The organism is Clostridium sp. MF28, from assembly GCF_002969175.1.
Taxonomy (GTDB): domain Bacteria; phylum Bacillota; class Clostridia; order Clostridiales; family Clostridiaceae; genus Clostridium; species Clostridium beijerinckii.
The window spans coordinates 2,867,367-2,894,328 of record NZ_CP014331.1 but is presented as its reverse complement, the minus strand read 5'-3'; the positions used below and the strand labels follow the sequence as shown (position 1 = coordinate 2,894,328).

The following is a 26,962-nucleotide window of genomic DNA, read 5'->3' as shown; positions in this document are numbered from 1 at the left end:
ATCACATTTTGTAATAATAATTAATAACACAGTGATTTATTTAGGAATATATTACAATTAAATTTACATAATTTTAGTTTTAATTTGGAACTCAACTTGTAAGATTTATGTATATATTGCAAAAATAAACCTTCATCATAATTCTAAAAATATTAAAAAGGTTTTACCCAAAATTATGAATTGTGCATTGTGAATTACAATATATATAAATTTATTTTTAAAATATAATATGTATCTTAGTGAGCGCTTAGAAATTATATTATATATTTCAATATTAATTTAAGTTTAGTGAAGCTTAAAATAACGTGAAACTTTAATTAATGTGGTTGAAAATAAAAAAATCGCATGATATGCTAATATGTGTACAAAAAAGTAGAAATTTTACATTAGGTATTGAGATATGGTAGAACGGTTTCAGTGGATAATAGTTATTATAGATTAATATAACACTATATTAATTATCTAATAATGTCAGAGAAGCTTTTAGATATTAGGTAATTATAGTCGTTAAAAATCAAAGTATATATGATTTTAATAAAATTAAGTATAAGTATTAATTAGATGACAAAGTAGAAAGAAGGGGTGTTTTAAATGAACGAAGACAAAAAAATTAGTTTATTACAGTCTGTTGGAGTGAAAATTTTCTCTGGATATTTCATAATGGCATTAGTTGGAATTGGGATAGGAATAGGGATAAAAACTAGTACGACACTTACGGCTATAGCTGTAGGAATTGCCGTTATATTAGGGGGCGCATTTGTAGTTACAACATTAGGTAAAATAATTACACCACTACATGAAATAAAGAAGTTAGCAGAAAGAATGAGCGAATATGATATTTCAACTAATATTACAATTACAAGAAAAGATGAATTTGGATTTATAGGACAAGCTTTAAATAAAGCTCAGGATAATTTAAGGCATATGATAGAAGTGTGTGCAGATAACGCAACAAATGTGTCCGCTTTAAGTGAAGAAGCATCTGCGGTTGTTCAAGAAATATCAACTAGTTTGGAAAATATAAATCTAGAGTTTGAAAAAATCGATTCAAAAACACAAGATAATAGTAGCAATGTTGAAGAAGTATATGCATCAATTCAACAAGTAAATGCCAATATGGAAGAATTAGAAGCACAAGCGGAAAAAGGTAATGATAATTCAAATGGTATAAAGGAAAGAGCTAAGGCTGTAGAAAAAAACAGCAGAAGAGCAATTGAAAATACAGCACTTGTATATAACCAAAAGGAAGAACATATAAAGAAAGCAATAGAAGAATCAAAGGTAGTAGAAGAGATAAAAGTAATGGCGGACTCAATAGCTAGTATAGCAGAGCAAACTAATTTGTTAGCATTGAATGCAGCAATCGAGGCTGCTAGAGCGGGTGAATCAGGTAAGGGGTTTGCAGTTGTTGCGGAGGAAGTGAGAAAGCTTGCAGAGGAGTCAGCATCATCTGTAATTACTATACAAAATACTATAGAAAGAGTAGAAAAAGCATTTAATAATCTTTCAGAGAATAGTAAAGAAATAATTGGTTTTATTAAAACTAATGTAAAAGAAGATTTAGAAGGATACGGAAGTATCGCTTTACAATATACTAAAGATGGTGAGTTTGTAAGTGCAATGTCTAAAAAGATAGCCGAGATGTCTGAACATGTAAATGCATCAATTGAACAGGTTAGTGCAGCTATATCAAATACTGCAAAAAATTCTGAGGAGGTTTCCGGTAGTACACATAGCATACAACAGGGAATAGACGATACATCAACTGCTATGAAACAAGTAGTTGAAACAATAAGTAAGGAAGCTATTAAGGCAGAAGAACTAAGCAGTATTATTTCAAAGTTCAAACTATAGGATATATAATATAATGCACAATGAACAATTAGTATAAGATTGTCATTGTGCATTAAAATTTTACTTTATATTAAGATTTCCACTTTCAGTAGTAATATTTATAAGAGAACTTTCATCGCCGGAAGATAATTTATCGTTAGGAGAATTTAAGCTTCCAGATTTCGTTTCGTAGTTTATTTTATAGCCTGAGCCTTCTGGTATAGATAAGTGTATGGATCCAGAATGAGAGCTTAAAGACATATTGTTCAAGGAATTAATCATTCTCAAATTGATATCTCCAGATAAAGTATTTCCATTTATACTTCCTAAGTTACCATTTCCAATAATATCACCAGAAGAAGAAGATAGTTTGGTTTCAGTTGATGTTTCTATGTTATCAAAGGTTATATTTCCGTTGGAACTATTTAAGTCTAAATAATTTAAAAATGAATCTGAAAGAGCTATAGATCCACTAGTAGATGAAAGATTAAGTGTATTTAATGATAAGCTAGAAATATTTATATCGCCGCTGCTTGTGGTTATTTTTAAAGTGCTCTTATCTTTAAAATTATAAGGTATACTTACTGAAATACTTGCGTCACTTGGAGTATCATATCTAGCGTTAAAAGCTAATCTATTACCACTTTCAATTTCATACAAGTCATTAGAAATATTATTGTTGCTTTTGATTTGAATTTTTAAATCATCACCATCATAATCAACGACTTTAATATCTTGCGAGTTTAAGCTGAAGTCGATCTCGTTGACATTGTCATTTAGGACATAATCTTTAGACAGATATGAAGTATTAAAATCCAAGTTGAAATTGTTAAAATTCAAATTATGTTCAAAGGCACTGGGGCTTAGATGAAGTTCATCGGCGTAGTTAGAAAGTTTGTAGCCACTTTGAACTAGAGCAATGCATCCAGAAGTATAAAATGTAATGGATAGAAGTAATAGTATTAACATAAATATCTTCATATTAGAAGAAATGAATTTCTTTTTCATAGCGACGCCCCACCTTTAAACTTTAAGAACTTATATGTTTTAGCCAAAATTAATATGAGAAATTTGCAGAGATAGAAAAATATAATCATTAAAAGCAGTGATAATGAGATTGAACCGAAAGAAAATAGTACTATTACCGGGTATGGAAAATTCGAGACAAATGCCGGAATATTAGGTAGCGTAAAAAAGTTTGTAAAAGTTCCACCAATTAATACTCCAATACTAGCGATAAAAATACTTATTGCTATTCCCAAGAGTCCGATAAAGCAGCCAATAACACCAGTTATAACTGGAAAGAATATTACTAAAGATAAGATTACAATAAAAAATTTTAAGATAATATTTATATTGAAGTTAGAAATCTTATTTTTAGATTTATTATTAAAAATACTCATTATTTGACGCATATTAAAATTAAATTCTGAGATGAAGGAAATATGATTACTGCGTTTAAAGTTATTCTCATTATTGATATTATATTTTGATTCTTTTAATTCAGCACATTTATAATTGCTTTTTTGAATATCAAGTGATATATTTTCATTATGAAGGTCATAAAAACAATCATTTGAAGCATAAGAATTATTAGACTTAAAATCATTAAAGTTGGAATCAGTTTTTAAATCGTTCTTGTTTTCTGAATAGATATTACTGAACTTTTTATCAGTTTTAAAATTGTGACATGCATTGATATGTTTATTATCAGTGCTCACATCAGTGGCATCTATGTTAGAAATCTCGTCGCTAGTTTCAGTGCTAGCATTATTAGTTAAATTATCTAAGGTAATGGTAATATGCAAATGTTCATTTCTAAGTTTATTAACTATTAAATTAGGATCACCTAATTCCTTTGCTATATCGTCTTCTGTTCTTCCAACAGTTAATCTAGTTTTAAAGTAATTTTCATAATAAGAAATAATATCTTGCAGCTTTATTTCAGGAAAGTCTTTTAAACCATCCATTAAAATGTTGAAAAATTCATTTTGGGTCATTACAATAAATCTCCTTTTACCTAACTTCAGAATATATTTCCTGATTAAAAGTATATGATAGGAATGAAAAGATCACAAGATATTACTTTATACTTTAATGTTTTATTAAGGTGTTGTAACTTAGAAATTAACAAAGTATTAAGAAATTCTTAAGTATGCCCATAGTATTTTATTGGTAGTGCTATTATTATCCACATAAATATGATTAATTATAAAATCGAATTTTGTAATTATACGCGTCAACAAGAAGTTTTGTGAATAAACTTGTGGACAAACTTAAATGATATAAAATAAAACTAAGGCTTAGCCTTGTAAATATAAGGCTTGTTTATACTGTGGATAATAGTATAAAATCTGTGGATAACTTAATTGTCAAATATGATATTCAATTAGTTCTTTATGAATGTTTTAGAATTAATTATGGACTTGATTTCAATAAATATGGAGATAATTGATTATAGAGAGAGAAATTTGTAGAAAGTCTTTCCTAACAATTTTTCGTTGAGAAATTTAATGATATGTATTTATAAACAATATGCACATATTTGTGGATAAAAACTGTGGATATTGTGGATAAATAAAATTTAACTTTAAGAAATACGAGAAAGTAGTATAATATAAATAGTAATTAATGGAATTTAACATATTGTATGAAGATAAGTGATTTATTTTAAAAATATTATAATTATAAGTATATATGCGAAAGATAATTTTAATTTAGAAAATTTTTAATAGAGGTTTAATTTATAGGAAAGTATAACTATAAAGACAATAAAAGAAAAATGTATAACTAGAGAAATTTATTATAAAAATCTAACCGATAGTTAATGGGGAGGGGATAAAAATTATGACCAATAAAGATGTTAAATATATTCCTCAAATAAAGGGTACGCTTAGGAATCATGTAATTGAGGTTCCAGCAGTTATAAGAAATTGTGGTGGAATTAAAATTTTTGGGAAGAGAATAAAATCATTGCTATTTAGTACAGATGTAGCATTAATAAGAAATAGCAATGCTGATGCAATTATTGCGGTATATCCATTTACACCACAGCCTGTAATAACACAGGCACTTGTTATGGCAGCTGATGTTCCGGTTTTTTGTGGCGTAGGTGGAGGAATAACACAAGGAAAAAGAGTTGTGAATTTAGCTATGGATGCAGAATTTAAAGGTGCTATGGGAGTTGTTGTAAATGCACCTACGAGTAATGAAATTGTTAATAAGATTAGGTCAACAATAGATATACCAGTAATAGTAACGGTCATTTCTGAAGATGAAGATGTTACTAAAAGGATTGAAGCTGGAGCTACAATACTTAATGTTTCAGGTGGAAGAAATACCGCTAATATAGTCAGAAATATCAGAAAGAGATTTCCAGAGTTTCCTATAATAGCAACTGGAGGACCAACTGAAGAGTCAATTAAAGAGACAATTCAAGCTGGAGCAAATGCTATAACTTTTACGCCACCAACATCAGCAAGTATTATGGGAGATCTTATGGATGAGTATAGGAAAGAATAAGAACTTAATAAGCTTGGGTTTTATACCATTAATTTAAAGTTAAAAAAGTATTGCTTTAAGTTTAATTTATGGTATCATATTTGTAACAGTTTAATAAAATGATATTGTGCAGATAATGATTTATAATGTCATTAATATTAAAATATTAATGAATTCTAATAATATAATATATAACATGACCTGGGGTAGAGGTGCTGCAATAAATAGTAGGTATGAGGAGTTGGCAAACGTTGATTTATACTAAAAGGTATTACAGCCGAAGAAAATAGATTATTATGCGATAATCTTTTTCTGGGTATTCATAGAATATGTGAATAACTGTCACGAAGAGTGTTGAGCTACAAGGTACTTTTTTCAGTTATAAATTAACAGTTTGAAAAGAATAATAATGATTTTGTTAGTATAGACGTTCAAATTCATTTATTAATCTTTTGCGAAGAATTGATAATTAATGAAAATATTGTGCATAAATTTAGCGTAAATATCTACCACTCGTCACAGATACACTCTGTGGCGTTTGTTTTTTATTATAATTATTAGTTAATACAACATCAATAATCCGGAGGCAATGCAAAAAACGGATATTTTTTATTGAAATTGGTGTTGTGATTTATTTTAATCAATGAAGCAATAGCTAATAAAATATAATTTGGGGGTTAATCAAATGAAGTTGTTTGGAACAATGAAAGTAGAAGACAATCAATTAATGATTGGAGGCATCAGTGCTAAAAATTTAGTGAGAGAATATGGGAGTCCGTTATATGTATTTGATGAAGATTTAATAAGAGAATACTGTAGGGATTATAGAAAATATTTCAAGTGCGAAGAGAATAATAATAGAGTAGCTTTTGCAGGAAAAGCATTTTTGACACTTCAAATGTGTAAATTATTGAAGGAAGAGAATATGTGTCTTGATGTTGTATCTGGGGGGGAATTATACACTGCATATAAGTCTGAATTTCCACTTGAAAAAGTTATGTTCCATGGAAATAATAAGACTCTATCTGAGATTGAACTTGGCGTAAGACTAGGTGTAGGTAATTTTGTAGTAGATAATTATTACGAAATAGACGCATTAAATGATATAGCTAAAGAATATAATAAGGTACAAAATATTTATTTAAGAATAACACCAGGTATTGAAGCGCATACTCATGATTATATAAAGACTGGACAAATAGATTCAAAATTTGGCTTTGCTCCAGTTGATACTATAATAGAAGATGCTATTAAAAAAGCTATAAGTTTAGAGAATATAAATCTTGCAGGAATACATTGTCATATAGGTTCGCAAATATTTGACTTAGAGCCATATGAAGATGCTGTTGAAATAATGTTAGAACTTGTGAGAAATACAAAGGAAAACCTAGGTTACCTAATAAACGAAGTAGATTTTGGCGGAGGTTTTGGTATATATTATACCGAGGGAGATGAACCAAGAAGTACTGAAGAATATTGCAGCACAATAATTAATAAAGTTGATGAAGTGTGTGCGAGAACAGGTCAAGAAAGGCCAATTCTTACAATAGAGCCAGGAAGAAGTATTGTAGCTAATGCAGGAACAACTTTATATACTGTAGGATCAGTCAAGGAAATTCCGAGTGTTAGAAAATATGTATCAGTAGACGGTGGAATGACTGATAATATAAGACCGGCTCTTTATAATGCAGAATATGAATGTATTATTGCAAGTGGAGTTGAAGGAGATAGAGAAGAAACAGTTACAATATCAGGAAAATGTTGTGAATCGGGAGATATATTATTAGAAAATATTAAAATTCCAGAAGTTAAAAGCGGAGATATTCTAGCAATAATGACTACAGGAGCATATGGTTATTCTATGTCAAGCAATTATAATAGAATACCAAAGCCAGCGGTTGTAATGGTTAAAGATAATGAAACAAGACTTATTTGCAAAAGAGAATCTTATGATGATCTATTAAAGAATGATGTTGAATAGATATAAGTATTTGAATATGTTTAAGTAAGAATTTAAATTATATAGATTTCCTAAAAGGATTATGCACTAATTTTTAAGATTGGTGCATATTTTTGTTATAAAATTAACATCTTATAAATATTTTAGATAGTAAAATATGTTATACTAATATAGCATATTAAAATATGCACATTAGAAAAAAGCGCGAAGCGCAACCAAGATCATTTTAATTAGAAAAAAGCGCGAAGCGCAACTAAGAACTTCTTAAGTGAAATGATTTATATAATTAAGGATTATGAAAAAATGGGGTATTAATGAAAAATTATGTGTAATATGGGACATGGAGGTAATATTGTGGCAGAAAATAACGAAGATGAAATTGTAGCAGATAAAAAAGAAAAAAAGAAGTCCATATTAAATGAATGGATAATTGATATTGCAGTTGTTCTTTGCATAGCGCTTCTTGTATGGAATTTTGTGGGATACGGTGTTTGGATTACAAGTGGATCTATGATTCCAACATTAGAAGTTAAAGATAGATTGCTAGTAACTAGGGTGCATAATCCTAAAAATTTAAAAGAAGGAGATATTGTATTATTTAAAAATGACGAATTTAAGGGTGAGATTTTAATAAAAAGATTAATAGGACTTCCAGGAGATACAATAGAAATTAAAAACGGTGTTGTTTATAGAAACGGTCAGGAGCTCAAGGAAGACTATGTGAAAAATAATGAGATATACAATGGAAGTTTTAAAGTACCAGATAATAAGTATTTCTTCCTAGGTGATAATAGAGCTAACTCAGATGATTCTAGGTATTGGAAAGATCCTTACGTTGATGAATCATATATAGAAGGAAAGGCTCAAGTAAAGTATTATCCTATAAAAGATTTTGAAATATTAAAATAATATGAGTTAAATTTTTTACAAAGTGTGAATAATACTTAGTATGTGGTATAAGATAAACGAATCTTGCAAAAGGGAGAACATTTAATGAATGAAAATGATTATGTAATGGAATCAAAGGACATAGATTTAAATTGTTCTGATAACATCACTAATAGGTCAGATAACGATTTTCTAAAGAAAAAATTAGACAAAAAAAAGAATAAAGAATTGCTATCTAATAAAAATATTATAGGAAGTTTTTCGTTTGAAAGCACTTTCTTTAGAGAGTGGATAATTCCTATAATAGCAGCTATAGGAATGGCTTTTTTAATAAATAAATTTTTGATTTACACCGTATATATACCTAGTGAATCAATGGTTCCTACTTTAAATATTGGTGATAAATTAATAGTAACTAGAATTTATGACACTAGTAGGATTAATAGAGGAGATATAGCAGTATTCTATTCAAAGGAACTTGATGAGGTTCTTATAAAAAGAGTTATAGGTCTTCCAGGAGATCACATCGAAATACACGGCGGTACTGTTACTGTAAATGGATCAGATATTAAAGAAGATTATGTGAAAAATAACGAAAATTTTGATGGAGTTTTCGATGTGCCTGAAAATAAATTTTTCTTTTTAGGAGATAATAGGAGCCGATCAAATGATGCAAGAAGATGGATTAATCCATATATAGATGCCTCAAATATACAAGGAAGAGCTGTATTAAAATTCTATCCATTTAAAGATTTTGGAAGCTTAAATTAATAGTAAGACTTAGGAATATAATATGGTGCAAGATAGACTAGCATGTTCACTTGTTATTTTTTAGTGGTTACTAAGAGTTATTGGTGATATTTTCATAGATATACTGTATAATTTAGGTGATTAGAGGAAAACTTACTTGCGTTCGCTCTCTAAGTAAGCTATTCACTATTCTTGGAATTAATTTATACTGTGAAAAGAGGATGCTAAGTGAGTGAAAAGTATATAATAGATAGAGTAGAAGGAAATTATGTTATAATTGAAAATGAAAATGGGGATATAGATAAAATATCTATTAGGAATGTTACAGGGGATTTTAAAGAAGGAGATATTTTAATTAATATAGATAATAAATATTTTAAAGTCGATAAAAAGTCCACAAAAATTCGCAAAAAACAAATACATAATAAGATGAAAGATATGTGGGAAGAATGAGCTGATTTATGAATATTAATAAAATATAAATTTAAAATCAATTCAGATATAATTAAGTTTGAGCTTTAGCCTAACTTGTAACAAAGGTGAAAAGGTAAATGAAATTCTATATTGTCTGAAATTGTGTTACTTATATAGGAAATTGATGAATATAAAAGTAGTACAGTATTGGACATAATGATTAATAAATATAATGGGAAGGTGATTAGATGCAGAATAATAATAATGGTAATAAAAAGAATAACAAAAATAAGAATTCTTTTACTATAGCAATTACTTATTTTTTAATAGCTTTTGCATTTTTGATGGCATTTAACTATGCAAGAGAAGAAGCTACAATGAAAGAAATTAACTATAATGAGTTTTTAACTTTATTAGACAATAAGGAAATTTCAAAAGTAGTCATAACTAGTGAAAACTTATTAATAACACCAAGCGAAGATAATGAAGAATACAAAGGTAAAACTTTGTATACAGCAAATATGAAGGATGAAGCATTAATAACTAAGCTTAATGCAGCTGGAATTGATTTTACAGGTAAAAATCCTAAAGAATCACCAATGATGAATATTCTGCTTACTTGGATATTGCCTATGATTCTTATATTCTTCATGTGGAGATTTTTATTCTCTAAGATGGGCGGCGGCGGAGGCGGTGTCATGGGCATCGGTAAAAATAACGCTAAGGTCTACATGGAAAGCGAAATAAAAGTAACTTTTGATGATGTGGCAGGTCAGGAAGAAGCTAAAGAATCCTTAAAAGAAGTAATAGACTTCTTAAATGCGCCAGCCAAATATACTGAAATTGGAGCTAAATTACCTAAAGGTGTTTTACTTGTAGGACCTCCGGGGACAGGAAAAACTCTTATTGCAAAAGCAGTTGCAGGAGAAGCAAGAGTTCCATTTTTCTCGCTTTCAGGTTCAAGTTTTGTTGAAATGTTCGTTGGAGTTGGAGCATCAAGAGTAAGAGAATTATTCAAAGATGCAGTAGCTAAAGCTCCATGTATTATTTTTATAGATGAAATTGATGCAATTGGTAAGAGCAGAGATAATCAAATGCAAAGTAACGATGAAAGAGAACAAACTTTAAATCAATTACTTTCTGAAATGGATGGATTTGATTCATCTAAAGGTGTAGTTTTACTTGGAGCTACAAATAGACCAGAAATACTTGATAAGGCTCTTTTAAGACCAGGTAGATTTGATAGAAGAGTTATAGTTGATAGACCAGACTTTAAAGGAAGAGAAGCTATACTTCATGTTCATGCAAAGAATGTAATGCTAGGACCTGATGTGGATTTAGCTGAAATAGCTAAGAGTACTCCAGGTGCTGTAGGGGCAGATCTTGCGAATATCATTAATGAAGGTGCTTTAAGAGCTGTAAGAAGAAGAAGAAAAACAGTTCTTCAAGAGGACTTAAGAGAAGCCGTTGAGGTTATAATTGCAGGTAAAGAAAAGAAAGATAGAATTCTATCACCTAAGGAAAGAGAAGTTGTTGCATTCCATGAAGTTGGGCATGCACTTGTTGCAGCAATGCTTAAAGGAGCAGATCCTGTACATAAAATAACAATAGTTCCTAGAACTATGGGAGCATTAGGTTATACTATGCAATTGCCAGAAGAAGAAAAATATTTGACATCTAGAGAAGAATTAATAAATCAAATTACTGTAATGCTTGGTGGTAGATCTGCTGAAGAGGAAGTATTTGATTTAGTTTCTACAGGAGCTTCAAATGATATAGAAAGAGCTACTCAACAGGCTAGAAGCATGGTTTCTATTTACGGAATGAGTGATAGATTTGATATGATGGCTTTAGAATCAGTGCAAAATAGATATCTAGATGGTAGAGCTGTCAGAAACTGTAGCGAAGAAACTTCTACTATTTTAGATGAAGAAACACTAAGAATAATAAAGCATGCTCATGCAAATGCCAGACAGATTCTTAGGGATAATAGAGATTTATTAGATAAAATTTCGGAAGTACTTTTAGAGAAAGAAACAATATTTGGAGAAGAATTCTTTGATTTAGTCTATGAAAAATATCCTGAAGTGAAGGAAGAAAAAGAAAAGGAAAAATCAGAGAACGAAAAGAGAGTAAAAGAGTTAGCAGAAAGAAGAGCTAAAAAGCATGCTTTAGATATTGTTATAGATGTAAGCCTGAAAAGTCACAAAGAGATTTTCAAGATTTAGGAAAATCAGAATTAACAACAAGTAATCAAACACCTGTAATTATGGAAAGTGATGCGAAGGCAGAAGGCGCAGCTGAAAATATTAATGATGATAAATTTATATCTAAAGAAGAGGAATCTGATAAAAAGGATTCTGAAACTGATAATATTTAAAGAAACAAGTTGACATTAATGGCAGGTTTCAAGTGATAAGTTAATGAAGAAAAGCCATCGGCTCTTCATAAGATAATACTTTTAGAAATAGAGAACTATAAAAATGTAAATATAGTATTTAATGCACAGTGGAGGAATGAAACCTAAAAAGAGTTTTTAGCCATACATTGTGCATTTTATAGTTTAAATGTATAATTAACAATACAAAATTCATGGAATTTGTGTGAAAATATTGGCATAAGGGTATAATAATATTTCACAGGAAGAAATAAAAGATTAGTTATTGGTAGTTAATCGCCTTATATGATACTTCAAGGTAATGAATTAACTGCCTATTGATCTAAGGGGGTCACAATATTGAGCAAACAAGTAGATTTTATAAGAGAAGAGGAAAAGTTAAGTGAAATTTTAGAAATTCTAAATAAAGAAATTTTAAAGTATTTAGAAAAAAGAAAGAATGTCACAAGCTATATCCTTGAGGCTAGAAAAAAATACGTTGAGGAATATAAAGATGATGAAGACCAGATTATAGATTATTTTGATCATGAAAATTATGTGAAGGAAGAAGCTTATAGAACAATTGACAAAAGGCTTATGGAATATACAAAGCTTAAGGAAATACCTTATTTCGGAAAGGTTTCGTTTAAAGAAGGAGAAGACATTCCAGAAGATATGTATGTGGGTAGATATGGATTGACGCTTGAAAATAGTTTTGAACCATTAATTGTTGATTGGAGAGCACCTATTGCATCACTTTTTTATAAAGGAACTCTTGGTAAATCAAGTTATAATCCACCTTCAGGAGAAATAGAAGTAGACATATTATCAAGAAAGCAACTTGTAATTAAGAAAGGTCAGTTAAAGGGAGTATTTGATTCAGCCATAGATGTTAAAGATGAAATACTACAAATGGTTTTAACGGATAATTCATCAGATAAATTAAAAGATATAGTAATGACTATTCAAAAGGAACAAGATGAGATTATAAGAGAGGATAGAAATAAAATAGTTGTTGTAAATGGGGTTGCTGGTTCTGGAAAGACAACTATCGCACTTCATAGAATATCATACTTACTATACAATTTTAGAAAACAATTTGGAGATAAGGTATTAATCTTTGGACCTAATGACATTTTTATGGATTATATAGCTCAAGTACTGCCTTCGCTTGGAGAAAGTAATATTAAACAAACAACCTTTGAAAATTTTGCGAAGAAAGAAATTAATTTGAAATATGAAAATGTAAAGAGTTTCGGTAGCTATATTGAAGATGCTATGAACGGAAAAGATGATACTTTAGAAGAATATAGATATAAGAGCTCTAAGGCATTTGTTGATTTATTAAATTCTAATTTAGAAATTTTAAATAAAGAATATTTTAAGATACAACCAATTAGATTTAAGAAAGAAGAGATTGTTACAGCTAAAGAGATAGAGGAACTATTTACAAATTATTATAAAGATATGCCTTTGTTTAGAAGAAGTGAGAAAATAAAAAGAATATTAATATCTAAAATAAAAGATAAGAGAGATGAAGAAGTTTATAAGATAAATGCTGAGTTTAAAGAAAAGATTAGCAGCTTATCAGAGAATGAACTTGAAATAGAAAAAAATAATCTAGAATATTTAAAAAGAATTAAGATAAGAGAAATTGTAAGAGCGGTTATGAAATCTCGTGATGAATTAGATACTTGGATTAAGTACGAACCAGTAATAGATATTTATAAGAAAATTGTTAATTTAGATACTGATAAAAACTATATTAATGACTTAGAAAATATTAATAATGAAGACTTAGGTGAGAATAAAGAAAGACTAAGCTATATGGATTTATCTGGCATACTTTATTTAATGATTAAGTTAAAAGGTATAAAAGTAAAAAATGAGATAAAGCATATTGTAATTGATGAAGCACAAGATTATAGTTTTATTCAATTTGAAATAATTAAAGAAATAACAGGTTGTAAGAGTTATACAATTGTCGGTGATTCAAATCAGAGATTAATAACAACTAGTGAAGAACCAGCAATGCTTCACCTTGATGATGTATTTAAAGATCTTAATGTGGAGATTACAAAGTATGAGTTAAATAAGAGTTATAGGTCAACTCAAGAGATAATGGAATATTCAAATAAATTCTTGGATAAAGACAAGATTGTTCCGTTGGTTAGAAAAGGAGAACCTGTTATTGAAGAAGAAGTTTATAATAATGAGGAATTTGTTGATACAATAATATCATTAATTGAAGATTATGAAGAAGAGGGATACGAGAATATTGCAGTAATCTTTAAGGATAAAAATGAATTGAATAAATTCTCTCATGTTATTAAAGAAAAGATCAATGTTCAAAGTTTAGATAATGATGATATTATGTATAAGGGTGGAAAAGTGCTTCTACCAGCTTATTTAGCAAAAGGATTAGAATTTGATGGAGTTATAATAGTAGAAAGTGAAGAGATCGAACCGTTAGTTAAATATATAATGTGTACCAGAGCATTACACAGGTTGTCTGCAGTTAAGTATTTAATATAATGGTATATATATGAATATTTAACTCTCAGGGCTTATTATCTTAAGCCATAAGGATATATAAAGCAAATAATTTTATATAGAATGAGCTATGCTATCTGAAATTTATATATACTAAACTAGATAATCAATTTTAAATAATAAGTAGGCGGCACCGATAACATGATATTTATGATGGTGCCGCTTTTATTTTTTATTATGTGAATAATTTTTCATAAAGTATGCAAAGTGAAAAATTATAATATAAATTTAATGAGAATAAAATTTCATAATTTTTTGTGAATTTTAAATTATAGAAATACTAAATAAAATTTTTTTATAATTTTAAAATGATTAAAAAACGCTTAAAGCAAGCTTGCAAGCCTTATAATACTAATATATATAACTATTTCCAATACATAAAATATATATTTAAATATATAATAAGTAATGAGGATAAATTTAATTTTAATGAATAATAATTAAACTTTTTATCATATTTCTATTGAGTAAATATAAAAAAGTGTGTATAATTATGCTATCGTTAGTAGAGTAAAGTTTTGGAGGTATTAATAATGAAAGTTGGTATAGTAAAAAAATTAGTTGCTATTGCAGCAGCATCAGCTATTGCAATAGGTATGGTAGGCTGTGGAAACAGCACTAAAGGAAACAAAGAAAACACAAGCAGTAATGCTTCTGCATTACAGGCAATAAAATCAAAAGGTAAGCTTGTAATAGGAACAAGCGCAGATTATCCACCATATGAATTCCATAAAGAAGTAGATGGAAAAGATAAGATAGTTGGATTTGATATTGAAATGGCAAAAGAAATTGCAAAAGATTTAGGAGTAGAACTTGAAGTAAAAGATATGGCATTTGATGGATTGTTAGTAGCACTTCAATCAGATAAAATAGATATGGTATTTGCAGGTATGACTCCAACAGATGAAAGAAAACAAAATGCAGATTTCTCAGACATATATTATACTGCAACACATAGATTTGTACTTAGATCAGGTGATGAAGCTGGAATAACTAAAATGGAAGATTTAAAAAATAAGAAAATCGGAGTACAAAAAGGTTCAATACAAGAAGGTATAGCAAAGGATAACTTTGATGCAGCAAATATTAAATCATTAGACAAAGTTACTGATTTAATATTAGATTTAAAGAATAATAAAGTTGATGCGGTTTTAGCTGAACAACCAGTTGCTCAAATAAATGTTGATAAGAACGAAGGTATCGCAATTGCTGACAAATTAGAAGTTAAAGATCCAGACGGTGGATCTGCTATAGCTATGAAAAAAGGTTCAACTGATTTAACAGATCAAGTTAATAAGACAATAAAGAGATTAAAAGATGAAGATAAGATAAAGCAGTTTGTACTAGATGCAAATAAACTAGTAGATTAATCCTATTTGGCACTAAAAAGTACGATAGAAAATAACGAGTTAGAGATGTAGTATATATTTTGTTATTGACAAGGTGAATTTAGATAATATGATTTATTCCTTTATGAAAGTTATTTAAAATTTCAGAAGTTATATTGGGATTATTTAAAATCACTTTGTACCCGTTGTGGGTATAAGTTTGACTGAGACCGGGTGATAAAGAGAGCTTCACCTGAGAAGTTTTAACTTGTACTAAGTAATGAAAGTTTTTAGCATATAGAAACTATAAGGTAATACATACCAGTATAGTAGAATGCAAAATATACTGACATCATAGCTTGTTATTTTTTTGAGTATTAGATATATGTTGTAAATTCACAATACACGTTTCACAATTCACAATTATGGCTAAAATTCTTGTAATATTTTTAGAATTATGATGAAGGATTATTTTTTAAATATATATATTTGAAATTATTTTTATATTGGAAATTAACAACAGTTGAAAATTATCAGATAATGTCTTATAATTAAAAATTAGTGACTATTTTATTATATGTGTATTATTAAGTGAAGCTTGATTCAGATGGGGGGAGTCCTTAGCTGGATATTAGTTGAACTTATATAGGGTCGTGTTACTGTATATATTACTTAAGCAGGTAGCCTAAATATATGATTTAGTGTGAATCGGTTACTCATCTGACTTTAGGAAGAGGAGTTTCATATATTGTGAGAGTATTACAGTGGCTAGACATCAGATAAAGAACTAGGAGGGAAAATATTGAATTTTACATTTTTAGGAAAATACTCTGAATATTATTTAAAAGGTGCAGAAATCACTATTGTATTAGCATTTTTTGCAGTGCTATGTGGTACAATCTTGGGTCTTGCATTAACTCTTTTAAGGCGTTCAAAATTTAAACCAATAAGCTATATAGCAACAGCTTATGTAGAATTTGTAAGAGGTACTCCACTTCTAGTTCAAATCTATATAATCTATATAGGATTACCTAAGCTTATAGGAATAGATATGCCTGATATGACGGTTGGATCAATAGCTTTAGCATTAAACTCAGCAGCATATATATCTGAAATAATAAGAGCTGGAATCGAAGCAGTGGACAAAGGTCAAATGGAAGCAGCTAGAAGTTTAGGAATGAATCAAGGGTTAGCAATGGTTCATGTTATAATTCCACAAGCATTTAAGAATATATTACCTGCTCTTGGAAATGAATTTATTTCTGTAATAAAAGAATCATCAATGGTTTCTGTTATAGGTGTTGCAGAACTTATGTACAATGCAAGTATTGTAAGAGGAAATACAGCTTTAGGATTAGAACCAATAATTGTAGCAGCAGTAGTCTACTTTGTTTTAACTTTCACTTTGACAAGATGTTTAGGTTATGTTGAAAGGAGGATGAAAGCAAGTGATATACGTTAAAGATTTACATAAAAGCTTTGGAAAAAATAATGTGTTAAAAGGAATAGATGAGCATATCAGCAAAGGTGAAGTTGTAGTTGTAATTGGGCCTTCTGGGTCAGGAAAAAGTACATTTTTAAGATGTCTTAACTTATTGGAAACTCCTACATCTGGGCAAATTACTTTTGAAGATAAGGATATAACATCAAAAGCAACTAATATAGATAAGATGAGAGAAAAAATGGGGATGGTATTCCAACAATTTAATTTATTTCCTCATAAAACAGTCTGTGAAAATATATGCCTAGCTCCTATTAAAGTAAAAGGAATTTCTAAAGATGAAGCTAAAAATATAGCAGAAAGCTTATTAAATAAGGTTGGTTTGATAGATAAAATAAATGCTTACCCATCATCATTATCAGGTGGACAAAAGCAAAGAATTGCAATAGCTAGAGCTTTAGCTATGCAGCCAGATGTTATGTTATTCGATGAACCAACATCTGCTTTAGATCCTGAAATGGTTGGAGAAGTTCTAAATGTTATGAAAGATCTTGCAAAGGAAGGTATGACAATGGTAGTTGTTACACACGAAATGGGATTTGCAAGAGAAGTTGGAGATAGAATATTATTTATGGATGAAGGAAAAATATTAGAATCTGGGACTCCAGAGGAAGTATTTAAGAATCCTAAAAATCCACGTACAATAGACTTTTTATCTAAAGTTTTATAATTAACTATACAACAAGGCGTTCACCAAATAACTATTTTTATTAGTTATTATGGTGAACGCCTAAAATTTTAATATAGATAAACTAATTATAATCCATACTTATGCGTATAGCTCACCGAAATGAATAATATACTTTTGTTCCAGTTTCTAGGTAATTCTGATGGGTGATTCTAAGGCTATAAAGTTGCACCCAAAGTGCTAGCCTCAAAGAACAAGCTTTGAACTAGCACATTTGGAACAACTTATAGCCAAAGAATCACATCCATCAAAATTACCAATGAAACATTCCACAAAAGTATATCACTCATTTCTGGTTAGAAGATATTTCATAGTCTAAGTATTATAGTTTATGATTGCGCTATCTATAGATACCCTAACTAAGAGTAGGAATTTACCGAAATTATAAGAATTATTATTTGGGAAACTTATGAAAATTTCGCTAAAGGTTTTAAGCATAAGGCTGTATTAGCCTTAACGTATTCGAACTTTTAGTTTAACAAGCTAAAAGTAGTACGAAGGAGAAGAAAATTTATGTGGTGTAATCCTAGTTGAAAGCCACATGCCAAGTGAAATTACTATAAACATAATATGGAGAGCTAATACAATTAATGGTGCGGCTAAATTAACTCCGCCTTTTTTACGTAATTTATTTATATATTCAGTATTGCTGAGATTTTGTATATTGATAACATTCATTTTGAAGTCTTTAATCTTACGTTCGCAATTGTTAAGATAAATAAAATTTGCATATAAAGTTAATATAATTCTTATGAGTAGTAGCAAAGATAAGTGTATTCCCTTTGGAAAAATCGCTGAAGATACTAAGGTTAAGAGTATCAAAGCAGCTCCTGGAATATAAAGTTTTCTGTATAATAACCAATAGTAACCGAAGAAAAAACATGGCCAGTTCCAAGATAAAAATTTATGTTTATCGTTATATTTGTTGAGGTGCTTAATATAGAAACCGCTATTATTACCAATAAAGATAGCTAGTTCGTCTCGAGAAATATTGTTGCTTTTATTGTAAGGAATAGAATATATATTTTTAAATTTGTTTGTATTCTGATTATTATAATAGTCATTTCTATTATGATAGACTTTGTTTTGATTAAAGTTATCATTAGATTTGGAGTTGTTTTCAACATGATCTACTTTAATATCAGCATTAACTCTACTATTTAAGTTTTCTTCAGTATAATCTATATTAGTTTTTTCAGTATTTTTAATCGTATTACCGAAATAAGAACACATAGGATTTATACACACATCATTTATTCCTAGTTCTTCTGAACAATGTGGACATTTCAAAATTATATCCTCCTTTTAATAGCACTTAATACTAAAAGGATATCACAAATTTATCCAATTAACAATGAGAAGGACGGCAAATAGGATAGGGTAAAAAGGAATAATGAATTGAAAAAATTTATGTGGAGTTTCAGCTTTATTTATACTTATAGTTTTAAGGATAAGAATATGTATTAAATGGGATGCAGCGATATAGAAAAAGTACAGCCGCTATTTCAAACTAGAAGTTTCTTGGTTTGAAATAACGGCTGTATTTTTATGTGTAGTGTTTGTCTATAGTAATGACACAGTTATAAGAAGGATGATATTTCTTTACTCCTTCAGATATTATATTTATAAGTTCAGTATCAGTTATAGAAAGTTTTTTTGATGGTTCAATAACAACGTCAAAAATTAAGTTCTTGATATCACCTTCACCGACTACTCTAAAATCATGTATTGACTCTATATAATCATATTTTTCAATTATGGATAGAATTTCATCATAAGCTTCTTTGACTTCGCCTTCAATAATGCAGATAGGATCGATGTGAATAACTAAGTAAATCTTAAGTGCTTTTGAAATTTCTCTTTCAGCTTTATCAATCACTTCGTGAATATCTACAACGTTAATATTTCCAGGAATTTCAGCATGAATAGATGCCATACATTTACCCGGACCATAATTGTGAACTATTAAATCATGTGAGCCGAGGATGTTATCATAAGACAAAACCATTCTTTCTATGGATTCAACAAGTTCTGGATCTGGCGCTTCTCCTAAAAGTGGATTTATAGTATCTTTAACTAAATTGAAACCGGCATAAACAATGAATAATGCAACAAACATTCCTATATATCCGTCTATAGGGAAAGAAGTGAATTTTGAAGCTAAAAATGAAATAGCCACACAAGTAGTGGTAAATACATCCCCTAGAGCATCTGTAGAAGCAGCTTTTAGAGCAGAGGAATTAATCTTTTCACCAATAAATTTATTAAATTTAGAAAGCCAAATCTTAAAAAATATTGATACTATAAGCAGAATAAATGAAACTAACTCGAAAGCAACTGGTGATGGATTAACTATTCTTTCAAATGAAGATTTTATAAATTGCAGACCAACTAACATTACCATGAAGGCAACAATAAGTGCTGAAAGATATTCTATCCGCCCATGACCAAAGGGATGTTCTCTATCAGCTGGTTTATTTGAAAGTTTAAAACCTAAAATAGTAATTAAAGAGGAGGCTGCATCAGAAAGGTTATTAAAAGCATCAGCCATTATAGCTATACTCGAAACTATTACTCCAACAGAAAGTTTTATTATAAATAAAATAATATTTACTACAATACCTATGATACCGCCAAGAACACCGTAAGAATTTCTAACTGTGTCATCTTTAACATTAGAATTATCCTTAACAAATTTATTAACTATAAGTTCAAAAAACATGAAATACACTCCAATCATAAGAAATTACCAATAAGCATTACATCTATTATATTAAATATTTTTAGTTAAGCAAGTATTTTTTTACCAGAAGTTAAGCAATCTAACACTAATAAATATATATTTCATATTTTAAATATATTCTAAGTTTATAGTAGCACTTTACTGTGTTATAATTTATATAGAAAATATTCGAGGGGGCAATTTTTATGAAGGATATTATATTTACTGGTGCAGCAGTTGCAATTGTTACACCTTTTACAGAAGATGGAATTAATTTCTCTGAATTAAAAAAACTAATTGATTTTAATATAGAGAATGGTACAGATGCAATTGTAATTGCAGGAACTACGGGTGAGTCTTCAACTATGACTGATGAAGAACACAGGGAAGTTATTAGATTTACAGTAGAATATGTAAATAAAAGAGTACCAGTTATTGCGGGCACAGGGTCTAATGATACAGTTTATGCTGTTGAATTATCAAAATACGCTGAAAGCGTTGGTGCAGATGCACTTTTATTAGTAACACCATATTACAATAAAACTACTCAAACTGGTTTAATAAAACATTACAATTATATTGCGGATAGAGTTAATATCCCAATAATTCTATATAATGTACCATCAAGAACAGGAGTTAATATAGCACCTGAAACATATGCAGAATTAGCTAAGCATCCACGTATAGTTGCAACAAAAGAAGCTAGTGGGGATCTTTCAGCGATTGCAAAGATAAAAGCGATATGCAAAGATGAACTTAATATATATTCTGGAAATGATGATCAAATAGTTCCGATATTATCACTTGGGGGAAAAGGCGTTATTTCAGTCTTTTCGAATATTATGCCAAAAGAGTCGCATGAAATTTGTAGTTTATATTTTGAAGGAAAAGTAGAAGAAAGCTGTAACCTTCAAACAAAATATTTAGATCTTATAAATACGTTATTTATAGAAGTAAACCCAATTCCAGTAAAGACTGCATTAGGAATTATGGGATATAACGTAGGACCACTTAGAATGCCATTATTCCCAATGGAAGGCAAGAATCTAGAAAAATTACGTGAAGAACTTGCTAAAAATAATCTTATATAAGTTTTAGTGTGTATTTTAAGTATAGATAAATAATATTTAATTTAGATTTATAAAATAATTCATATAAATAAGCAATATATTAATGAACGCTTGGATATTATAAATTCGGGCGTTTATTTTCGTTCTTTACAAAGAAATTATAAAAAGTTAAATTTATAGATAATTATTGGAAATGTCAGAAATATATATTTTACGAGGCAGATGCGTAAGAATTTTTTTGTCTACCATTTTACTGCATCAAACTATTTTATAGATAAGCCAATTATAAGCTGGATTTATACTATGAAATATATCCCAAATAGAAATGGGTAATATACTTTTGTGGAATGTTTCATTGGTAATTTTGATGGATTTGATTCTTTGGCTATAAGTTGTTCCAAATGTGCTAGTTCAAAGCTTGTTCTTTGAGGCTAGAACTTTGGGTGCAACTTTATAGCCTTAGAATCACCCATCAGAATTACCTAGAAACTGGAACAAAAGTATATTATTCATTTCGGCGAGTTATATACATAAGTTAAGGTCTTAGTTGGGTTATCTATATGAATTAGATCCAAATTAAAATTTAGATGTATTTTACCCATGGAATAAAATTATTTCTAAAAAAATATAAAAAATTTTAGAGAAATTATGTAATTGTTCATTTTTATACATATATTCCATATAGAAGACTAATTTAAATGGGAGAGTGTTAAAGATGAAAGAAAGAAAATTTGTTAAATTAAGAGTTGATATGTATGATGATACTAAATCTAAAATAATAGATACAATGAATGAAAGAGATCTTATTCAGTATATTTGGATTAGACTTATTGTTTTAGCTGGTAAGGTAAATTTAGAAGGAGAATTATTTTTGTCTAGAAATATTCCATACACAATGGAAACCATCGCTATAGAATTTAATAGAGATATTGAACGAGTGAAATTAGCTATGAAGGTTTTAATGGATTTAGAAATGATTGAGTTTACTGAAGATAAAATCTATAAAGTAAAGAATTTTGCTAAGCATCAAAATATTAAAATAAATAAGAGTACTGAAATTAAAGATAATGTAGTAAAAGAAAATGATTCTAGTCACAAAATGGATGAGCCTAAAATTAAAGATAGAGAAAATCTAATGGGTGTTAATTCAAAAAGTAGTGGATATAAAAGTATTGATGAAATTGTTAGAAATAAAACTGCTAAAATCGAAGATAAGAGTACTATGATTACAAAGGAAGAGATAAATGAAAACAATAATGATGATAATAATATTAACAATTGTAATAGATATAATAAAGATTCTACCAGCGTGGATTCTGAATTTGTGGTTAAAGGTAATACAGAAAATGAAAGCTTTGCAAATAGTAATAAAAATAATAGTAATACTATAAGTGCTGGAATAACTCAGAATAATGATACTATAAATGCTAGTATAGATCCTACTAATGATAAAGATAATAATGAAAACATAGAATGTGTAGATAATACTAGAAATGCAGATGTGATAAATAGTAATATTACTTGCATAAATAACAATGCTAATATGAATATCAGCTTAGAAACTGAAAAAGGTTCCTGCGAAAGTAATGTAACTAATGCAAAGTCAAGTATACCAATCTCTGCGAAAAAGAAGAATAGTAAGGGCAGAAAAAAATCCAATAATAAAAGCGACATTAACGAGATAAATTTAAGTGACGATGATGAAGAAATAGTTGAACTTTGTTCAGGAGATGTGCCGTTAGGAAAAGATGAAAAAGTAGTTATGGCATTTACTATGTAGGTATTATCTAATATAAAATTTTCTAGATAATCACACATATAAAATATGCATTATTTTCTAAAAAGGTATATAATATTAAAAGTGAATTTAATATTGTTTAATGTTTTATGAGAAAAATTTAATTTATGTAGGGAGAGATAATAACTATATGAATAATGCACAAGAATTATTAGATTTTATAAATAATGGTAAGACGGCTTTTCAAAGTACTTATGAAATTAAAAATATCTTAGATAAGCAAGGTTATACAGAAATTAAAGAAGAAGATAAATGGGAATTAAAAAAAGGTAGTAAACACTATATTATAAAAAATAACTCTGCATTAATTGCCTTTGAAATAGGGAATGGTGATATTGAAAAAGATGGGTTCAGATTAATAGGAGCACATACTGATTCACCAGGATTTAGAATAAAGCCAAATCCAGAAATGAAAGTTGAAGGACATTATGTGAAATTAAATACTGAAGTATATGGAGGGCCAATACTAAGTACTTGGTTTGATAGACCTTTAAGCGTAGCAGGAAGAGTAACTTTAAAAGGAGAAAATCCATTCAGTCCAAGAGTTGAATTATTGGATGTAAATAAGCCAATCTTAATTATTCCTAACTTAGCAATACATATGAATAGAAGCGTGAATGAGGGCTATGAATATAATAAGCAAAAAGATACTTTACCAATGCTTACAATAGTTGAAGATAAGCTAGAAAAGGATAATTATTTAATTAATTTAATAGCAGAAACTTTAAAGGTAGATTCTAGCGATATATTAGATTTCGATTTGTTTTTATATGAGTATGCAGAAGGTATGCTAATTGGCTTAAATGATGAATTTATATCATGCGGAAGACTAGATGATTTATGGATGGTATTTGCAGGATTAAAAGCTTTAATAAGCAGTAATGAAATTAAAGCAACGAAGGTATTAGTAGCTTTAGATAATGAGGAAATAGGAAGCTTAACATCCCAAGGTGCAAATTCATCAATTTTAGAAAATATTTTAGAGAGAATAACTTTGGGTCTTGAAAAAGATAGAGAAAGTTTCAAGAGAGCATTAAGTAACTCAATAATGATTTCAGCAGACCTAGCTCATGCAATACATCCAAACTATGTTGAAAAATGTGACCCTACAAATAAGCCTATGCTTGGAAAAGGGCCTGTACTTAAAATTGCAGCAGGTGGAAGTTATTCAACTGATAGTTATGCAAGTGCTGTCTTCAAAGGAATCTGTGAAAAAGCTGAAGTTCCATGCCAAGTATTTGTAAATAGATCAGATTTAAGAGGGGGAACAACCATTGGACCTATTACTGCATCAAAATTAAATATACCAGTAATAGATATGGGAGCGCCATTACTAAGTATGCATTCAATAAGAGAATTAGCTACTGTAAAGGATAATGAATATACAATTAAAGCATTTACTGAGTTTTTTAATTAATAGAATTTAAAAAAATAGAGCCTTACTCAATAAAATATAATTTGAGTAGGCTCTATTTTGTTATTTAGAATGAGTTTAAAGTAATAACTTAATAATATAAAAGATTGCTACAATGGGGATTATTTCGATGAAACCACAAGTTATAATCCGTGGTCAATATTAAATTACTTATCAAGCACTAAGGCAGGATTAAAACCTTATTGGGTAAACAGCAGTTCTAATGACTTAGTCAATATTCTATTAGCTAAAGGTTCTTAGGAAGTAAAGAAGGATTTAGAAGTGTTAATAGCTGGAGAGTCCATAACAAAGGTAATTGATGAAAATATAGTTATGGGTGATATAGAAAAATCAAGCGATAATTTATGGAGCTTCTTATTATTTACAGGATATCTTAAAGCAAAAGCAGCTTATAGAAAAGAAGAATATATTTTTTACGATTTAAGTATTCCTAATAGGGAAGTTAAAAGCCTTTATAAAAGCATAGTAGAAAATTGGCTTAAGGATACAATCACAAAAAGTGATTATTATATGATGATAAAGAGCCTAGTTACTGGATATATTAAAATATTCGGTAAGCTCCTTCGTCAATTTGTTTTAAAAAGTATAAGTTATTTTGATGTTGGAGGGGAAAAAGTGTATCATGCATTTGTATTAGGAATGTTAATAGATTTAAATGATACTCATCAAGTATTATCAAATAGAGAGTGTGGATATGGAAGGTACGATGTAATGATAATACCAAAAGATACTTCAAAACTTGATCCTGATGATGAGGAAACCTTAGAAGAAACAGCAAATGAAGCTTTAAAGCAAATTTTTGATAAGAAATATAGTACTGAATTAGAGAGCAGAGGAATAATTAATATAAAAGAAATTGCTATAGTATTTAAAGGAAAAGAAATATATATAAAAGAAGCAGATAAATAAGACACAAGCTGCTTGGATTAGATAAAACTAAATATTGTTAAGTATAATTAAAAGAATACTATTTAAATGAGAGGATGATTTTTGCATTAAGCAGAAGTCATCTTTTTTATGAAATTATAATGTAATTAAATCGTTCGTAACTTTTTTGATATAAAGAATTACAGGAATAATTTAAGTGACATTGAAAAGGTATTTATTTTTGAAACGTTATTAAGGATATTTTTGAGGAGTTTAGATAAAAATATAAAATGAGCGACAATTTGCAACAAATTTTTAACAATATATTTGGTAGAATACAATTAAGTATAGGTCGAAATTATCAAGAAAAAATAAAATTAATAAAAGAGAGAGTAATCACAAGCTCTGAAGAGTTTCTATGAGAACTCTTGATAGGATAGTGTAAAGTGAGGTGTGAAAAATCGAAGCGAATGCAATTTAGAATTAGAAGTACCATGGAGTGGGAAATATCTCTTTAAGTCTATGTGGATTAACTGAGCTCGCTACCATTGATGGCATGACAAATTAATGCTCTGAAAATAGCACCCACGGCCAGGAAACTCAAAAACATATAGAATTTCACCGTCGCGTTCACAGCATTGTAGCATTAATTTGTAATACAATCAAGGACAAGCCTAAAGGCACGCTTTTAGATGGCTAAGTGAGTACCTTAGGCCCGAAAATCTAAAAACAGATAGACATTAAACTACCTTATTTCTTACATATTTAAAATCGTTTGTTGACCAAAATAAATAAGAAGCTGCCATTTTGCAGGCATGTTGTCTGCATTAGTTAACATGTCTATTTCATTTAAAGGTTTCCAATAGTTATAAGGATGTGGTAGTAGGAAGTTGTAGTAGGCAACTCAAAGAGAGACGCATAAAGAGCATCATTCTCACTACCACAACCGCCAGTAACACAGTAAGAGGATTTGAATGTGCGTTTAAGTCTTTCTGCTACTTGTTGCACCAAACGAAATTCAGCTAATACAGCATCATCATTAGTAAGTCCTATAACTTGTGTAACATCAAAATCCTAGCTATTTACAAGCTTACACTGTTGGCTGGCAAGAAGATATGCACTATAACCATCAGCAATAAATTTTAATGATTTATTAGGCAGTTTAGCAAGATTATTGCGATAGTAAGAGCGTTTTGAATTAACGCATTTATGAACTCGAAAATGCTTATGATTCTTTTTAGGAGCTAAAATGTTCCCACAATACGGACAAAGTAGAG

Annotated in this window: 19 protein-coding genes, 1 pseudogene and 1 riboswitch; of the genes and pseudogenes, 15 read left to right on the top strand and 5 right to left on the bottom strand. The window is 29.0% G+C overall.

Going from position 1 to position 26,962, the window contains the following annotated elements:
• Positions 1 to 591: 591 nt before the first annotated feature.
• Positions 592 to 1,854 carry a methyl-accepting chemotaxis protein gene (locus AXY43_RS12320; protein ID WP_023974376.1) on the top strand — a complete coding sequence of 421 codons (1,263 nt, stop codon included), beginning with the start codon at positions 592 to 594 and terminating at the stop codon, positions 1,852 to 1,854.
• A 60-nt stretch (positions 1,855 to 1,914) separates the two neighbouring features.
• Here AXY43_RS12320 and AXY43_RS12315 read toward each other — a convergent pair whose 3' ends face one another.
• Together AXY43_RS12315 and AXY43_RS12310 are read right to left on the bottom strand one after the other, a co-directional pair.
• Positions 1,915 to 2,841: a DUF4097 family beta strand repeat-containing protein gene (locus AXY43_RS12315; RefSeq protein ID WP_023974375.1), complete on the bottom strand. Its 927-nt coding sequence runs from the start codon at positions 2,839 to 2,841 to the stop codon at positions 1,915 to 1,917.
• Positions 2,838 to 3,833 (bottom strand): HAAS domain-containing protein, encoded by a 996-nt coding sequence (locus tag AXY43_RS12310; protein WP_023974374.1) that lies wholly within the window; start codon positions 3,831 to 3,833, stop codon positions 2,838 to 2,840. The genes AXY43_RS12315 and AXY43_RS12310 overlap by 4 nt, the downstream gene beginning before the upstream one ends.
• Positions 3,834 to 4,680: 847 nt before the next feature.
• Between AXY43_RS12310 and AXY43_RS12305 the strand changes: the two genes are divergently transcribed.
• The 10 genes from AXY43_RS12305 (at position 4,681) to AXY43_RS12260 (ending at position 17,775) form a co-directional block, all read left to right on the top strand.
• Entirely contained in the window at positions 4,681 to 5,355 is a 675-nt protein-coding gene (locus AXY43_RS12305; protein ID WP_023974373.1) for a hydrolase, read from the top strand.
• Positions 5,356 to 5,533: 178 nt separating this feature from the next.
• Positions 5,534 to 5,704, top strand: a riboswitch (Lysine riboswitch).
• A gap of 315 nt (positions 5,705 to 6,019) precedes the next feature.
• A complete protein-coding gene (gene lysA, locus AXY43_RS12300; RefSeq protein WP_105411621.1) occupies positions 6,020 to 7,315 on the top strand; it encodes a diaminopimelate decarboxylase in 1,296 nt (431 codons plus the stop codon).
• Between the two features lie 303 nt (positions 7,316 to 7,618).
• Positions 7,619 to 8,203, top strand: coding sequence for a signal peptidase I (lepB, locus tag AXY43_RS12295; protein ID WP_051144800.1), 585 nt, complete (start codon positions 7,619 to 7,621; stop codon positions 8,201 to 8,203).
• A 207-nt stretch (positions 8,204 to 8,410) separates the two neighbouring features.
• On the top strand, positions 8,411 to 8,953 hold the full coding sequence (gene lepB / locus AXY43_RS12290; RefSeq protein ID WP_065418582.1) for a signal peptidase I: 543 nt from the start codon (positions 8,411 to 8,413) through the stop codon (positions 8,951 to 8,953).
• A gap of 207 nt (positions 8,954 to 9,160) precedes the next feature.
• Positions 9,161 to 9,385: a DUF3006 domain-containing protein gene (locus AXY43_RS12285; protein ID WP_105411620.1), complete on the top strand. Its 225-nt coding sequence runs from the start codon at positions 9,161 to 9,163 to the stop codon at positions 9,383 to 9,385.
• Positions 9,386 to 9,594: 209 nt separating this feature from the next.
• The gene (ftsH, locus tag AXY43_RS12280; protein ID WP_243099209.1) at positions 9,595 to 11,574 is read left to right on the top strand and encodes an ATP-dependent zinc metalloprotease FtsH; all 1,980 of its coding nucleotides are present in this window, start codon (positions 9,595 to 9,597) and stop codon (positions 11,572 to 11,574) included.
• A 509-nt stretch (positions 11,575 to 12,083) separates the two neighbouring features.
• Positions 12,084 to 14,258 (top strand): RNA polymerase recycling motor HelD, encoded by a 2,175-nt coding sequence (gene helD, locus AXY43_RS12275; protein WP_077829084.1) that lies wholly within the window; start codon positions 12,084 to 12,086, stop codon positions 14,256 to 14,258.
• A gap of 551 nt (positions 14,259 to 14,809) precedes the next feature.
• Entirely contained in the window at positions 14,810 to 15,646 is an 837-nt protein-coding gene (locus tag AXY43_RS12270; protein ID WP_077829085.1) for an ABC transporter substrate-binding protein, read from the top strand.
• A 760-nt stretch (positions 15,647 to 16,406) separates the two neighbouring features.
• On the top strand, positions 16,407 to 17,066 hold the full coding sequence (locus AXY43_RS12265) for an amino acid ABC transporter permease (protein ID WP_017212139.1): 660 nt from the start codon (positions 16,407 to 16,409) through the stop codon (positions 17,064 to 17,066).
• Positions 17,053 to 17,775, top strand: coding sequence for an amino acid ABC transporter ATP-binding protein (locus tag AXY43_RS12260; RefSeq protein WP_039770789.1), 723 nt, complete (start codon positions 17,053 to 17,055; stop codon positions 17,773 to 17,775). The genes AXY43_RS12265 and AXY43_RS12260 overlap by 14 nt, the downstream gene beginning before the upstream one ends.
• A 501-nt stretch (positions 17,776 to 18,276) precedes the next feature.
• Here AXY43_RS12260 and AXY43_RS12255 read toward each other — a convergent pair.
• Both AXY43_RS12255 and AXY43_RS12250 read right to left on the bottom strand, forming a co-directional pair.
• A complete protein-coding gene (locus AXY43_RS12255) occupies positions 18,277 to 19,083 on the bottom strand; it encodes a DUF2628 domain-containing protein (RefSeq protein ID WP_105411619.1) in 807 nt (268 codons plus the stop codon).
• A gap of 256 nt (positions 19,084 to 19,339) precedes the next feature.
• Positions 19,340 to 20,515 carry a cation diffusion facilitator family transporter gene (locus AXY43_RS12250; protein ID WP_023974359.1) on the bottom strand — a complete coding sequence of 392 codons (1,176 nt, stop codon included), beginning with the start codon at positions 20,513 to 20,515 and terminating at the stop codon, positions 19,340 to 19,342.
• A gap of 206 nt (positions 20,516 to 20,721) precedes the next feature.
• On the opposite strand from AXY43_RS12250, the gene dapA reads away from it, so the two are divergent.
• From dapA to AXY43_RS12230, 4 genes are all read left to right on the top strand, one after another.
• A complete protein-coding gene (gene dapA, locus AXY43_RS12245; RefSeq protein ID WP_012060929.1) occupies positions 20,722 to 21,606 on the top strand; it encodes a 4-hydroxy-tetrahydrodipicolinate synthase in 885 nt (294 codons plus the stop codon).
• A gap of 694 nt (positions 21,607 to 22,300) precedes the next feature.
• Positions 22,301 to 23,365 carry a phage replisome organizer N-terminal domain-containing protein gene (locus AXY43_RS12240; RefSeq protein ID WP_105411618.1) on the top strand — a complete coding sequence of 355 codons (1,065 nt, stop codon included), beginning with the start codon at positions 22,301 to 22,303 and terminating at the stop codon, positions 23,363 to 23,365.
• A gap of 148 nt (positions 23,366 to 23,513) precedes the next feature.
• On the top strand, positions 23,514 to 24,800 hold the full coding sequence (locus AXY43_RS12235) for a M18 family aminopeptidase (protein WP_038458062.1): 1,287 nt from the start codon (positions 23,514 to 23,516) through the stop codon (positions 24,798 to 24,800).
• 279 nt (positions 24,801 to 25,079) lie between these two features.
• Entirely contained in the window at positions 25,080 to 25,727 is a 648-nt protein-coding gene (locus tag AXY43_RS12230) for a PD-(D/E)XK nuclease domain-containing protein (RefSeq protein ID WP_105411617.1), read from the top strand.
• Between the two features lie 715 nt (positions 25,728 to 26,442).
• Here AXY43_RS12230 and AXY43_RS28760 read toward each other — a convergent pair.
• Positions 26,443 to 26,843, bottom strand: a pseudogene (locus AXY43_RS28760) (transposase); the annotation flags it as partial.
• Positions 26,844 to 26,962: the final 119 nt, after the last annotated feature.